Source organism: Streptomyces rishiriensis (assembly GCF_030815485.1).
GTDB lineage: Bacteria > Actinomycetota > Actinomycetes > Streptomycetales > Streptomycetaceae > Streptomyces > Streptomyces rishiriensis_A.
The window spans coordinates 3761821-3775210 of the sequence record NZ_JAUSWV010000002.1; the positions used below are offsets into that span (position 1 = coordinate 3761821).

The following is a 13390-nucleotide window of genomic DNA, read 5'->3' on the forward strand; positions in this document are numbered from 1 at the left end:
CCGGCCCTACAGGTGAGGCCGATCGTTCTGGTGAAGCTGGTCCTGCTGGTGAAGCCGGTCGTGCTGTGGGGCTGTCTCAGGGGATCGTCCCCTTATGCCTTGACCGATGCCACGAAGGTGTTCCACGCGTCTGCGGGGAAAGCCAGGGTCGGACCCTCGGTGACCTTGGAGTCACGGACGGCCATGGCCGCACGGAGAGGGGACTTGATCTCGACGCATGCGCCGTTGCCCTGGGAGTAGGAGGACTTGACCCACTCGTTCGCGGCGCCCTGCTGGATTGCCATGTTCGCTCCGGTAGTCAGTTGCTGAGTTGCTGTCACCACGCCGTGCGCAGATCTCCGTCTGCACGGCATGGTTTGCGCCACCGTTGTTGCTTGATGGCGTGATCGACGCTACTCGCCAACATCGTGATACGGAGCGACTATTCACCCGTCCGGATGGCATATTCCATAGGGACTTCCCTGCAGCCGGGACGAAGGTGTACCTTGCGGCGCTTCATGAAGTGACCTCCCTGGCATAGTCCTTCGCCACCTTCGCGATGAACTCCCGTGTCTGGTCCGCGTTCAGGGCCTGCGCCCGCAGGTGTTCGTACATCACGCTGTATTTCTGCACGTCCTGCGGCTTCTCCAGGTACAGGTCGCTGGTGACTCCCTCGATGTAGACGACGCTGGAGTCGGCGGCGTCCGGGAACTCGAGGATCGCGTACTGGCCGCTCACCCCCGGATGCGCGCCCATGGTGAACGGGATCAGCTGCACGGTCACGTGCGGCAGCTGGGACATCTCCAGCAGGTAGTCCAGTTGCTCGATCATCACCTGCCGGTTGCCGACCTCGCGACGCAGCGCCGCCTCGTCCAGGACCGCCCACAGACGCAACGGGTTGTCGGCTGTGGAAATACGTTCCTGTCGGCGCAGGCGCACCTGGATCCGCTTCTCGATGTCCGCCGGCGGGGCCTCCGGCAGCGCGCCCGAGATCAGCGCCTCGGCGTACTGACGGGTCTGGAGCAGCCCGGGCACGACCTGCGGGTCGTACACGCGCAGACTCGCCGCGTCCGTCTCGAGGCCGATGTAGACGCTGTACGGGACATCGCCGAAGGCATGCCACCAGCCCTGCTGCCGGGAGTCCTTGGCCATCTCCATCAGCGAGTCGACCATCCGCTGGTCCTCGACCTCGTACACCCCGCACAGGTCACGGACGTCACGCTGACTGATGCTGCGCCGGCCGTTCTCCAGCCGGCTGATCTTCGACTGGGACACCAGCAGGCGCTCGGCGACCTCTTCGGCCGTCATGCCCTTGAGCTCACGGAGCCGGCGCAGCTCCTGGCCCAGCCGGCGTCGCCTGACGGTGGGATTGACATTGGACGCCACGGGACGTGCACCTCCGGCTGCGTGTCTGTAACTGACACTTTGCGTATCTGCTGTTGAGCAGACTGCCACCAAGGCGCTTTCCAGCGCTGGAAAACGGTGGATATGCGGCGGGTACACGCCAGTTCGGGTCGGTCACCGACATGCGTCCGCGCGGAGTGGCGGATCGATGCGCCCCACCACCCCGCGCGGCCGCTGCGGCTCCCGGACGGGTCCTGGGTCCAACGGGTTCAACCGGTCCTGCGGTCTTACGTCATGCGTTCACCGGACCTGCCGGCGCGGTGTCGTGGAACTGCGGCTCAGTGAGCCACGACACGCGCCATGGGACCGCGGTGCGGCTGCGCCGGAACGCCACGGGCGGGCTCCGGAGCGGGCCTGGCACCGGGTCCGGCCTGCCGGCCGGGTGGTGCCTGGTTGCGGCGCGGCTGTGCCACCGCGCCGTTCTGGACGTCCATCACGGCGTGCGCCACGAGGCCGCCCATCGGGTCGTGCCTGATCAGATCCCGCAGCCGGGAGCGGGACGAACGTCCCTCGTTGCCCGGGTACAGGTGCTTGCCGAGGCCGACCGCGTGCGCCAGTGCGGCGAGCGCCGCGGTCCGCGGGTCCGGCGGTACGCCGGTGCGGATCGCGGAGTCCAGCCGGGCTTTGATCTCCCGGCTGATGTCGGTGTCCGTCGCCTGGTAGCGAGTCGTCGGCAGCACTCCGCACATCTGGCCCGCCACGGCATGAACCATGCCGCACCGCTCCAGATGCGAGAGGTAGGTCTGGCGTAGCCCGAGACGCGGCCCGCCGATCCAGTGGACGGCCCGTACAGGAGCGCCACGCCTTCGCAGCAACTCCAACGCGCAGTCCAGCGTTGGGTCTCCAGTCGGCCGTGGGGACACCACGGCGATACGATCCCCGTCAGGGGCTATCCGTCCGGCCAGCGCCAGCTCCACTAGCTGTGCTCCGGCCAGACCGAGGTCGAGCGACTGCGGCTGTGCGGTGGTACCCGTGGTCGGGTCCAGCGCCAGCAACAAAAGCTCTTCCGGAATTGTTCTGCGGCTCCTGCCCATCCATGCCTCCCCGCGTGGATGAGTGACAGGGTGACCCCTCTCACATTGGTCTGTCGAGGGTGCGTGACCTGTTTGTAGTGGAACCAGTAGGTATGTCGTTCTCGTCTACCGCAGGAGCCAAGCCCTCTACACAGGACACTGGTACATGGTTCGGACACGCCGTGAGGCGTGTCCCGGGCGGGCGGTTCACGGTTCGGCACGAGCGCGCGGTGGGCGTGCGGCACATGGAGGAGGCACCGGTGGCGGGCGAGTCCCCCGACAGGTCGAAGCAGCGCGAGTCGTCGGCGGAACCGACGTCGGGGAGCGCGAGCACGGTTCCCGAGGCACGTGAGCCTCGCGATTCCCGCGACGTCCCCGATCCGCGGGTGGCCGTGGCGCGGGAGGCCGAGCCGTCGGCGTCACGGGGCGGCGTGGACACGGCGACGCGAGTGTTCTCGGTACGGGACCTGAAGACCGCGGAGTCCGAACGGCCCGGGGACGGCGGGAAGCCCGGAGCCGTCGAGGAGGGTGAGGAACCCTCAGCGGCCGAGGACGGCGACGAGGCCACGGCCGGTGAGCCCGGCGAGGACGCCGCGCAGGCCGAGGACGCCGAGAGGACCGAGCCCGACGCCGACGCCGACGAGCCCGACGCCGACGAGGCGGCAGGGGCCGGAAGCGGCGGCACCGTCACGAAGCCCGGCTCCGCCGAGGTCGAGGACGCCGGGAGCGGCTCCGAGGGCTCCCAGGACGGCCTTGATGGCCCCGAGGCGGCCGAGAGCGCCCCCGGCGCCACGAAGGACGCTTCCGAGGGCGGTGACGAGCGTCTGCGGGAGGCTGTGGCCCAGTGGGTGGCCTCGGCCGACGGCAAGAGCTCCACCGAGGAGCCCGGGAGCACCCCGGACAGCGACACCCCGGACAGCGACACCCCGAGCAGCGACACCCCGGACGAGGACACCGCGGCCGAGGACGTCGACGCCGAGGCGGAGGAACGTTCCGGGAGCGACGCCGGGGAAGCCGACGAGCCCGCCGACGCGAAGCCGGCGGCCGAGCCCGAGCCCGCCTCCAGGTCCGCGTCCAAGCCCGCACCGAAGTGGGCCTCGGACTCCGAGGAGGACGCCGCTGCGGACGGTGGGGCCCGGCCGGCCGATGACGCCGAAGCCGCAACCGGCGCCGACGCAGACGCCGAAGCCGACGGGCCCGCCGATTCCCCGGTCGACCAGCCCACCGCCATCTTCAAGGCCCCCCGGCCCAAGCCCGCCGTCGACCAGCCGACCACCATGCTGAAGCTGGGCGGCGCCACCAAGCCCAAGCCCGACGCGGAGGAGGCCGACGCCGACGCACAGGCCGACGCGAAGGCCGACGCGAAGGCCGAGCCCGAGGCTCCCGCCGAGCGGACCAGCAAGTTCGTCGCGCTGAAGCCGCTCGACGAGCCCCGCCCGCTGAAGCCGGCCGATGTCACCGCCCTTGTCCCGCAGGTCGGTCCCGAGCGCACCACCCAGCAGCCGCTGCCGCCGAAGCCGCCGCTGGACCTGCTGGCGGAGCTGACGAACACCCCGCCGCCTCCGCCGACCCCGATGCGCACGCTCGGGCGGCGGCTCAAGATCTGGACGCCCCTGGTCATCCTGCTGCTGGTCGTCTTTGCGATCGCGCAGGCTGTACGACCGCTCCCGGCGGCCGCTCTCACGCTCACCGCGAAGGACTCGTACACCTTCGAGGGCGGCAAGACGCAGCTGCCCTGGCCGGGTGAGGGGCAGGGCTGGATGGACGCCGACGGCGTCGGCACGATGGGCAGCTTCGGCAAGCAGACGCCCGTGGCCATCGGCTCGGTCGCCAAGACCATGACGGCGTACATCATCCTCAAGGACCACCCGATGAAGGCCGGGGAGGAAGGCCCGGAGATCGAGGTCGACGCGACGGCGGAGAAGGAGGGCGGCTACGACGTCTCCGGCGACGAGTCGACGCTCAACACCGTCAAGGCCGGCGACCGGCTCACCGAGAAGCAGGCCCTGTCGGCCGTCCTGATCCCCTCCGCCAACAACATCGCGCGGCTCCTCGCGCGCTGGGACGCGGGTTCGGAGGCGGCGTTCGTGAAGAAGATGAACGCCACCGCCGAGGAACTGGGGATGACGAACACGACGTACACCGATCCCTCGGGCCTGAAGGAGACGACCGTCTCCACCGCCGAGGACCAGGTGAAGCTCGGCCGCGCGTTCGTGAAGGTCCCGGCCCTGGTGGCGATCTCCGGTGCGGCCAGCTGGACCGACCCCTCCGGCAAGTACTGGAACAACTACAACACCCTGCCGTACTACATCGGCGCGATCGGCATCAAGACCGGCAGCACCACCGCGGCCGGCGGCAACCTGCTCTTCGCCTCCCGCAAGGAGGTGAACGGGCAGACCGTCACCCTCGTCGGCGCGGTCCTCGGGCAGCACAAGCCGAAGATCCTCGAAACGGTCAACGCGGTCAGCAAGACGGCGCTGCTCGCCGCCCAGGACGCGCTCGCCTCGGCGAAGATCCTGAAGAAGGGGGACGTCGTCGGGTACGTGGACGACCAGCTCGGCGGTCGCACGCCCGTCGTCATCACCAAGGACGTCTCCGCGGTCGGCTGGCCGGGCATGACGGTGGAGCTGTCCTTCACCGCCGACGACGTGCCGCACACGGCGAAGGCCGGCACCCAGGTGGGCACGCTCACCGTCGGGGACGGCACCAGCAGCGCCGTGAAGGTGCCGGTCGCGCTCCAGACGGACCTGGCCGAGCCGGGCTTCTCGGACAAGCTGACGCGCATCGGCTGACCCGCGGCCCCGCTCGTACGCCTGCGCCACCCCGTCGGGCAGCCGCCCGGCGGGGTGCGTGCTAGCGTCACGAAACGGGACAGGTCGCCGGTCGCAAGGACGCAGCCGTGAAGCGGACGCGAACGGCATGCGGCCGAGAGCAGAAGACGGGACACGGGGAGTGCCTTCAGGTGGCCACTGCGGAGCCGACACGCGCCGACGACACCGGTCCGGGCCCGGACGCCGGCCCGCGACCGAGGGTGCCCGTCCCACAGTCGGGCGACCACGACCGTGCCGACCGCGGCGACCGTGACGCGGTGGCAGAGCTGGAGCGGGACCACGTCCCGGACCCCGTGCCGACGGACGGCCGCGTGGACAGCCGTACGGACACCCCTGCGGACGCCCGTGTGGCCGACCGTCCGGACGAGGCGGCCCCCGCGCGGGAGCCGTCCCGGGTGAGATCCGCGCTCGACCGGGTGGGCGGGTGGCTGCGACGCCACCCGGTGCTGTCCATGACGGCGCTGTCCGGCGCTCTGCACCTCGTCTGGTTCTTCACGTTCGCGAACAGTGGTGGCGACCTCGCGGCGCAGGACGCCTGGGCCGAGTTCGTCGGCCGGCACCCCGACTCCGCGTACAACCTCGCCTGGTACGGCGGCATGCACCCGGTGTCGTACAGCATGGTGTCGCCGTATCTGATGTCCCTGCTCGGCGTCCGGACGACGATGATGATCGCGGGCACGCTCTCGGCGGGGCTGCTCACCCTGATCCTGCTGCGCTGCCGGCCGGTGAGGAACCCGTGGTGGCCGGCGCTGGCCGGGGTCTTCGCCCTGCTGTGCAACGCGGCGTCGGGGCGCGTCACGTTCGGACTCGGCAACATGTTCGCGCTGGGCGCGGTCGCCGTGGTGTTCTGCTGGCCGCACCGCTGGCGCTACAAACGGTGGGCGAAGGCGCTGTGCGCCGCCCCGCTCGCCGCGCTCGCCACGATGGGCTCGCCGGTGGCGGGGCTCTTCGTGGGGCTCGTCGCCGCCGCGCTGTTCCTCCAGAAGCGACGACCGGGCGCGTGGGCGCTGGGGCTCGCGCCGACGGCCGTGGTCGCCCTGTCCGCCTGGCTGTTCCCGTTCTCCGGCACCCAGCCGATGTCGTTCGGCTCGGCGTCGCTGCCGCTGCTGTCCGCCGTCGCCGTCTTCGTCTCCGTTCCGCGCGACTGGAAGACCGTACGGATCACGTCGGCGGTGTACGGGCTCGGCGTGCTGCTGGTGTGGCTGATCAGCTCCCAGATCGGGTCCAACATCACGCGTCTCGCGATGCTGTTCACGGGCGTGGTGCTGATGGCGGCGCTGCCGTTCGCCGTGCCGCGCAGCCGCAAGTGGTACGTGATCGTCCTGGCGTTCGCCGGATTCGTGGGCTGGATCGGCTTCAAGTCGGTCGACGACGTCCTGCGGACGACCCCGGCGGCCTCCTGGGCGCGTGAGCTGGCGCCGCTCGTCAACGAACTCCAGGAGATCGGCGCGGAGAAGGGGCGGGTGGAGGTCGTGCCGGCCCGCTCGCACCGCGAGGCGTCCGCCCTCGCGCCGTACGTCAACCTCGCCCGGGGCTGGAACCGCCAGGCCGACATGGAGCGCAACCCCCTCTTCTATGACGACACCCTCAACTCGGCGAACTACCACGAATGGCTTCAGCGGTGGGCCGTGCACTTCGTCGTCGTCCCGAAGGAGGCGCTGGACGGGGACGGCGGCGAGCGGGAGCGGCAGCTGGTGCAGCGGGGGCTGCCGTATCTGGTGCAGATCTGGGGCGACGCCAACTGGCAGCTGTTCAAGGTCACCGACCCGGCCTCGCTCGCCGAGCCGAACGCGGTGGTGCAGCGGGCCAAGCAGGACGAGATGACGATCGACGTGAAGAAGGCGGGGCGGATCCTGATCCGGATTCCGTACTCGCCGTGGCTGAGCGTCGTGGACGCGCAGGGCAAGAGCCTGAAGCCGCCGCAGGAGACGGACGCGTCGAAGGACCGGGCCGAGGGCGAGCCGAGGACGTACGACAACGTCGACGGGTGTCTGTTCGAGACGGAGGAGGACGCGGAGGGGGACAAGTGGACGATGCTGGTCGCCCCGCGGGCGGGGGTGTACCGGCTGGCCGCGCCCTACCAGCTGCCGCGGGGCACGCCGTGTCCGGACGAGTTGAAGTGATGAGCGGGCGGTGACCGGCGTCCGCCGACGCGGGCGTCGCCGGGGGCCGGGGGCCGGCTCCCCCGGGGCCCCGCTTCGGCTCTGGACGGGCCTCTTCCATGATCGCCGGCCGGGCGGAGACGCCCGGTCCTGGGCTGGTCAGCGCAGGTCGGTCACATACCGGTCCGTGCCCGGCACCGTCGGGATGAAGGGCGCCACCAGTTCCACCCTTCCCAGGCCCGACTCCGTCACCGCCTCCTCCAGGCCCGTGAAGTGCGGGTGCCAGCAGTGCCTCGGGTCGGTTTCCAGGAACCACAGCAGGGTCAGGCGGGTGTCGACCCCTTCGACCTGCTTGACGTAGGTCATGCGGTCGCCGGGCAGCGGGGTGGGGCGGAAGACGGTGACCATGGCCGTCGGGGAACCTGCCACCCGCTCGGGGAGGTGGCGGGCGCGCAGCCACTCCAGGAGTTCGGCGCGTTGTTCCGCCGAGTCGGTGTCGACCACCTCGAGCACCAGGCCCGCGTACGGGTGGTCCAGGGCGTGGAAGTCGCGGGGGCCGGCGGCGCCGTCCCGGTACACGGTGGTCTCGTGGTCCTGGAAGGCCGTGAAGACGTGGGTGCGGTCCTGATGGACGCGGGCGTCCCGGTTGAGGCGCTTGTTGATGGCGACCGTCCACTTCATGTGGTCGTCGTAGCGGCCGTCGGTGATCCAGTAGGTGGAGAGGTAGCAGCCGGCGGTGACCGGCTGGGCGATCGCCGACCTGTCCGGCCCGCGCAGGAGCTGGAGGTCGCGGGTCGCCACCCACCTGCGGCCCGCGTACATCCAGGGCATCGCCATCGCGCCGGCGTAGTAGTGGTCGTCCTCGTACCAGCGGTTGTAGGCGTACTCGTGGCCGGGGTGCGGTTCGACCATGGTGATCAGGGCGTGGCCGGGGTGTACCCCGTAGGGGCCGACGGCGGCCAGTTCGGCGTAGGTCTCGCTGCGGGTCTCCTCGGACATGGGAACTTCCCTTCCCTTCCGTCCTCCTGCGGTCGCTCATACTCTGACGGTCCGTCAGTTCATGCGCCAGGGTCGGGAATCAGGGAGGGTTCATGTCACTGCTCGACGGCAAGACCGTCGTCGTCTCGGGAGTCGGCGCCGGGCTCGGTCACCAGGTCGCCGCCGCGGTCGTCCGGGACGGCGGGAACGCCGTGCTGGGGGCGCGGACCGAGGCGAATCTCGCGAAGAGCGCGGCCGGGATCGATCCCGAGGGGGTGCGCACGGCCTACCGGGTCACCGACATCACGGACGAGCGGAGTTGCGAGGCGCTCGCCGGGCTGGCGCGGGAGCGGTTCGGGGGGATCGACGCCGTGGTGAACGTGGCGGCCTGGGACTCCTGCTTCGGCGGGGTCGAGGACGCCGACTTCGCGACCTGGCAGTCGGTGATCGACGTGAACCTGCTGGGGTCGCTGCGGATGACGCGGGCCTGCCTGGCCGGGCTGCGGGCGGGCGGCGGGTCGGTGGTGTTCATCGGGACGCAGTCCGCCGTGGCGGCCCCCTCGCAGGTGCGGCAGGCCGCGTACGCGGCCTCCAAGGGTGCGTTGACCAGTGTCATGTATGCGCTCGCACGGGAGTGGGGCCCGCACCGGATCCGGGTCAACACCGTGCTGCCGGGGTGGATGTGGGGGCCGCCGGTGCAGGCCTACGTCCAGTTCACCGCGGAGACGGAGGGAGTGGCGCGGGAGGAGGTGCTGGGGCGGCTCACCGAGCGGATGGCGTTGCCCGAACTCGCGACGGACGGGGATGTGGCGGACGCGGCGGTGTTCCTGGCGTCGGACCGGGCTCGGGCGATCACGGGACAGTCGTTGCTGGTCAACGCCGGGGAGCTGATGCGATGAGTTCATGTAGGTGAACGCGAACCACCATACCGAATTCCTTTACCTCCCTTTGACCCTACGGTTACTTGTCGTGTTCACGCGGCAGCGCCCACGATGAGCGCCGGGCTCAACCCTGGGAGGACGCACATGAACGGTCTCGACTGGGCCGTGCTCATCGGCTATTTCGGCGTGATGGTCGCGATCGGCGTCTGGTCGCACAAACGCGTCGACAACGTGAGCGACTTCTTCACCGCCGGCGGCAAGATGCCCTGGTGGCTGTCCGGCATCTCGCACCACATGTCGGGCTACAGCGCGGTGATGTTCACCGGGTACGCGGGCATCGCCTACACCTACGGCGTCACCTCCTTCGTCACCTGGTCCTTCCCCATCGCGCTCGGCATCGCCATCGGCTCGAAGCTGTTCGCGCCGCGCATCAACCGGCTGCGGTCGCGACTCCACGTGGCCTCCCCGCTGGAATACCTGAAGAACCGCTACGACCTCAAGACGCAGCAGGCGCTGGCCTGGTCCGGGATGCTGCTGAAGATCGTGGACGTCGGCGCCAAGTGGGCCGCCATCGCGACGCTGCTGTCGGTCTTCACCGGGATCTCCCTCAACCAGGGCATCCTCATCACCGGCGCGATCACCGCCGTCTACTGCACGATCGGCGGCCTGTGGGCGGACGCGCTGACCGAACTCGGCCAGTTCATCATCCAGTTGCTGGCCGGCGTCGCGATGTTCGTCGCCGTCGTGCTGAAGCTGAACGACAAGGGCATCGGGTTCCTGGACGCCTGGGACCAGCCGGCGCTCCAGGGCCACGACAAGCCCCTGGTCGCCCAGTACGGCACGGTGTTCCTGCTCGCGTTCCTCTTCATCAAGCTCTTCGAGTACAACGGCGGCATGCTCAACCAGGCCCAGCGGTACATGGCCACCGCCACCCCGAAGGAGGCCGAGCGGTCGGCACGGCTGTCGGCGGCGCTGTGGCTGGTCTGGCCACTGGTGCTGTTCTTCCCGATGTGGATGTCGCCGCTGCTGGTGACGTCGGACAAGCCGGACGGCTCCGACTCCTACGCCCTGATGACCGAACAGCTCCTGCCGCACGGCCTGCTGGGGCTCGTCATCGTCGGCTTCTTCTCCCACACGATGGCCATGTGCTCGTCGGACGCGAACGCCATCGCCGCCGTCTTCACCCGGGACTGCGCGCCGGTGATCTGGGCGAGGGCCCGGGAGTGGAACCAGCGGTCGGGGCTGATCGCGGCCCGCGTGGCGACCGTCGTCTTCCTCGGTCTTTCGATGGCGGCGGCCACGCAGGTCAACTCCCCCGCCTTCAAGGACATCATCACCGTCGTGATCAAGTGGGTGGCCGGGCTGATGGGCCCGATGGCCATCCCGATGATGCTGGGCCTGCTGCGCCCGTTCCGCCGCTCCGGCCCGACGGCCGCGCTCACCAGCTGGTCGATGGGTCTGCTGGCCTTCTGGCTGGTCAACTACCCGATCAACTGGAAGGTCGACGGCGGAGTGCCGCTCCAGTACCAGGTGTCGATCCCGCTGGCCGTGTCGCTGGTCCTCTACATCCTCATCGGGTTCATCAAGCCCGAGGACACCCCGGAACGGCTGGCGCTCATCGAGCGCATCAACACGGACGGGGACTCGTCGGGGGCAGCGGCCGTCGTCCCCGAACCGCGCGACTCGGTCGGGGACAAACCGACCAGCCCGTCCGGCGTCTGAGGACGAGGCCCTGTCGGCGGCCGGGCCGGGCGGTCCGGGGGCGGCGGCCCCCGGACCGCCCGGCCCGGACCCGGTCAGCCCTTCGGGTAGCGGGACATCCACCCGGGCGAAGCTCCCGCGGGGCCGTGCAGAGCCGGCCCCTGGGTCATCTCCATGGCGAAGTCGTCGGCCAGTTCCAGGATCGTGGGGCGGCCCTCCAGCTCGGCCAGCCAGGCCGGCGGGAGGGCCGTCTCGCCGTGCAGGGCCCCGAGGAGGCCGCCGGCGAGCGCGGCGGTCGGTCCCGAGGGCGCGCCGTGGTTCACCGCGAGCCGCAGCCCGTGCCCGACGTCCTCCGCGACGAGGGCGCAGTAGACGGCGGCCGCGAGCACGGCCTCCGCGGTCCCCGCCCCCGCGAGTCCCTCCACCCTCGACGGCCCGGGCAGCCCCTGCCGTACGGCGCCCAGCGCGTGCCGCAGCGCCTGCGAGACCGCCTCCTGCCCCGGCCACGCGGCCAGCAGGGCGAGCGCCCGCTGCACCGCCCCGTCGAGACTCTCGCCGCAGGCCAGCGCGTGCACGGTGACGGCGTAGGCGGCCGCCGAGAGATACGCCGTGGGATGACCGTGGGTCTGAGCGGCGCACTCGACGGCCAGTTGGGCGACGAGCTGCGGCTCCCAGCCGACGAGCAGCCCGAAGGGCACCGAACGGGGAACGACCTCGGGCCCGGCCGCGCCGGGGCTCTTGGGCGAGTCAAGGGTGCCCATGACCTCGTCGCCGAGCCCGAGCAGCAGCGTCCGGGTCGGGGCGCGCCGGGCGTACAGCCACTCCTCGCGAGCCAGCCAGCCGTCCTCCTTGCGGCGCAGGTCGGGCCCCCAGTCGCGCTGGGTGGCGGCCCATCTCAGGTACGCCCGGTGCAGATCGGTCGGCGGATGCCAGGCGCCGGTGTCCCGCCGTACCTGGGCGCGGATCAGCCCGTCCACGGTGAACAGGGTCAGCTGGGTGAGGTGCGTGACCGCGCCGCGCCGCCCGTGGGCGGGGGCCAGGTCCACGACTCCCCCGGGCCCGTGGGCCTGCCGGATCTCCTCGATGCCGAGCCCGTCGACGGGCGCCCCGAGGGCGTCCCCGACGGCCGCGCCCAGCAGCGTGCCACGCACCCTGCTGCGGAAGTCCTGCTGTTCGGCACGGCCCCAGACTGGCCCGGCAGTCGCACCCACCCAGTCCTCCCGCACCGTGCGTACATACGACGTCCGTCACTGTAATCGAACAGGGCCTCGTTCCGACCCTGTGCACGGGCTGTCCGGTGGAGGGGTGATGAAGACCTGGTGGGGTAAGGACACCGGCATGACCACCCCCACCACACGTATCGCACACGCGTCACGCGTGCTGCCGCTCGCCGCCACCCTCCTCACCGGGACGGTCGCGCTCTACATGCTTCTCGTCGCCTTCGGGAACATCACGGACTTCGGCACGAACCAGCAGTTCGTACGCCATGTGCTGGCGATGGACACGACGTTCAAGGACGACGACGTGATGTGGCGGGCGGTGACGAGCAAGGGGCTCCAGGACACCGCCTACGTCGCGATCATCGTGTGGGAGACCGTCGCGGGCGTGGTGCTGGCCGCCGGCACGTGGTTCTGGGCGCGGCGGGACCACATACGCGGTCGGGCGCTGTCCACGTACGGGCTCGTCATGGTGATGCTGCTGTTCGGCGCCGGGTTCATCGCGATCGGCGGGGAGTGGTTCTCGATGTGGCAGTCGGACACCTGGAACGGGCTCGACGCGGCGACCCGGGCGTTCCTGTTCGCCGGGGTCGTGCTGATCGTCGACCACCTGCCGGCCGGACAGGCGCCGGACGACTCCCGGGCGTGACGCCCGCGGTTCCGGGGACCTAGTCGACGACCCTGACCTTCGTGCCCGTCTCGCCGAAGGCCCACAGCGCCGTCCCGTCCGCCTTGGCCATCCGGATGCCGCCGGTCTGCGTACCGGCGGCGGCCGGGGGCGGAGAGGAGCCGTCGACGGCGTTGGAGAAGGCGATGTTGACGCCCGACGTGGCGGAGAAGTAGACGATGTGCTCGATCGCCACGCCGTCGGAGCCCGTGGTGGCGTCCTTGCGGAGCGAGACCGTGAAGCTGCCGACGGCCGGGTCCACCGTGCCGGGCCAGACCGTGAAGGTGCGGCGGGCCGTGTCGTCCGCGTCGACCAGCCAGACCCGGTGCTGCCCCAGTGAGTAGACGATCCGCCGCCCGGTGCCCGAACCGGCGGGAATCCCGGCCGCCTCGGGAGTGGCCGGCGGCTTCGGCGAGGCCGAGGGCCGCGCGCCCGCCGACGCCGACGCGCTCGGCCGTTTCGCCGCCGAGGCCGTGGGGTGCGGGCCCTGTTCGGCCTGCGCCGTCAGGAAGACGACCGCGGCGATCGCGCCGGTCGTCAGGCCGGTGACCCAGACCCAGGAGGGAAGCCGTCGGGCAGGCACGGGCACGCATCTCCTCAGCTACGGGACCCCTCCG

Annotated in this window: 11 protein-coding genes; 5 read left to right on the forward strand and 6 right to left on the reverse strand. The window is 70.8% G+C overall.

The features are described from left to right. Nucleotides 1–92: 92 nt before the first annotated feature. The 3 genes from QF030_RS19140 to QF030_RS19150 all read right to left on the reverse strand — a co-directional run bounded on the left by QF030_RS19140 (nt 93) and on the right by QF030_RS19150 (nt 2417). Complete coding sequence (locus QF030_RS19140; protein WP_020131958.1) at nt 93–284, reverse strand: DUF397 domain-containing protein; 192 nt, start codon at nt 282–284, stop codon at nt 93–95. 211 nt (nt 285–495) lie between these two features. Further along, nucleotides 496–1365 (reverse strand): helix-turn-helix domain-containing protein, encoded by an 870-nt coding sequence (locus tag QF030_RS19145; protein WP_307163894.1) that lies wholly within the window; start codon nt 1363–1365, stop codon nt 496–498. Nucleotides 1366–1661: 296 nt separating this feature from the next. Then, complete coding sequence (locus tag QF030_RS19150) at nt 1662–2417, reverse strand: GOLPH3/VPS74 family protein (protein ID WP_028807190.1); 756 nt, start codon at nt 2415–2417, stop codon at nt 1662–1664. Nucleotides 2418–2641: 224 nt separating this feature from the next. Here QF030_RS19150 and QF030_RS19155 point away from each other — a divergent pair, with 224 nt between their 5' ends. Both QF030_RS19155 and QF030_RS19160 read left to right on the forward strand, forming a co-directional pair. After that, nucleotides 2642–5188, forward strand: a complete 2547-nt coding sequence (locus QF030_RS19155) for a D-alanyl-D-alanine carboxypeptidase (RefSeq protein WP_307167618.1) — start codon at nt 2642–2644, stop codon at nt 5186–5188. 170 nt (nt 5189–5358) lie between these two features. After that, nucleotides 5359–7350, forward strand: a complete 1992-nt coding sequence (locus tag QF030_RS19160; protein ID WP_307163895.1) for an MFS transporter — start codon at nt 5359–5361, stop codon at nt 7348–7350. Between the two features lie 138 nt (nt 7351–7488). Here the strand turns inward: QF030_RS19160 and QF030_RS19165 are convergent, their stop codons facing one another. Beyond that, nucleotides 7489–8328 (reverse strand): hypothetical protein, encoded by an 840-nt coding sequence (locus QF030_RS19165; protein WP_307163896.1) that lies wholly within the window; start codon nt 8326–8328, stop codon nt 7489–7491. Nucleotides 8329–8420: 92 nt separating this feature from the next. Here QF030_RS19165 and QF030_RS19170 point away from each other — a divergent pair, with 92 nt between their 5' ends. Next, nucleotides 8421–9206 (forward strand): SDR family oxidoreductase, encoded by a 786-nt coding sequence (locus tag QF030_RS19170; protein WP_307163897.1) that lies wholly within the window; start codon nt 8421–8423, stop codon nt 9204–9206. Between the two features lie 126 nt (nt 9207–9332). Then, nucleotides 9333–10910 carry a sodium:solute symporter family protein gene (locus tag QF030_RS19175; protein WP_307163898.1) on the forward strand — a complete coding sequence of 526 codons (1578 nt, stop codon included), beginning with the start codon at nt 9333–9335 and terminating at the stop codon, nt 10908–10910. A gap of 74 nt (nt 10911–10984) precedes the next feature. On the opposite strand, the gene QF030_RS19180 is transcribed toward QF030_RS19175, so the two are convergent. After that, a complete protein-coding gene (locus tag QF030_RS19180; RefSeq protein ID WP_307163899.1) occupies nt 10985–12100 on the reverse strand; it encodes an ADP-ribosylglycohydrolase family protein in 1116 nt (371 codons plus the stop codon). Between the two features lie 127 nt (nt 12101–12227). Between QF030_RS19180 and QF030_RS19185 the strand changes: the two genes are divergently transcribed. After that, nucleotides 12228–12755, forward strand: coding sequence for a DUF2165 domain-containing protein (locus QF030_RS19185; protein WP_307163900.1), 528 nt, complete (start codon nt 12228–12230; stop codon nt 12753–12755). A 19-nt stretch (nt 12756–12774) separates the two neighbouring features. Here the strand turns inward: QF030_RS19185 and QF030_RS19190 are convergent, their stop codons facing one another. Further along, nucleotides 12775–13362, reverse strand: a complete 588-nt coding sequence (locus tag QF030_RS19190) for a hypothetical protein (protein ID WP_307163901.1) — start codon at nt 13360–13362, stop codon at nt 12775–12777. Nucleotides 13363–13390: the final 28 nt, after the last annotated feature.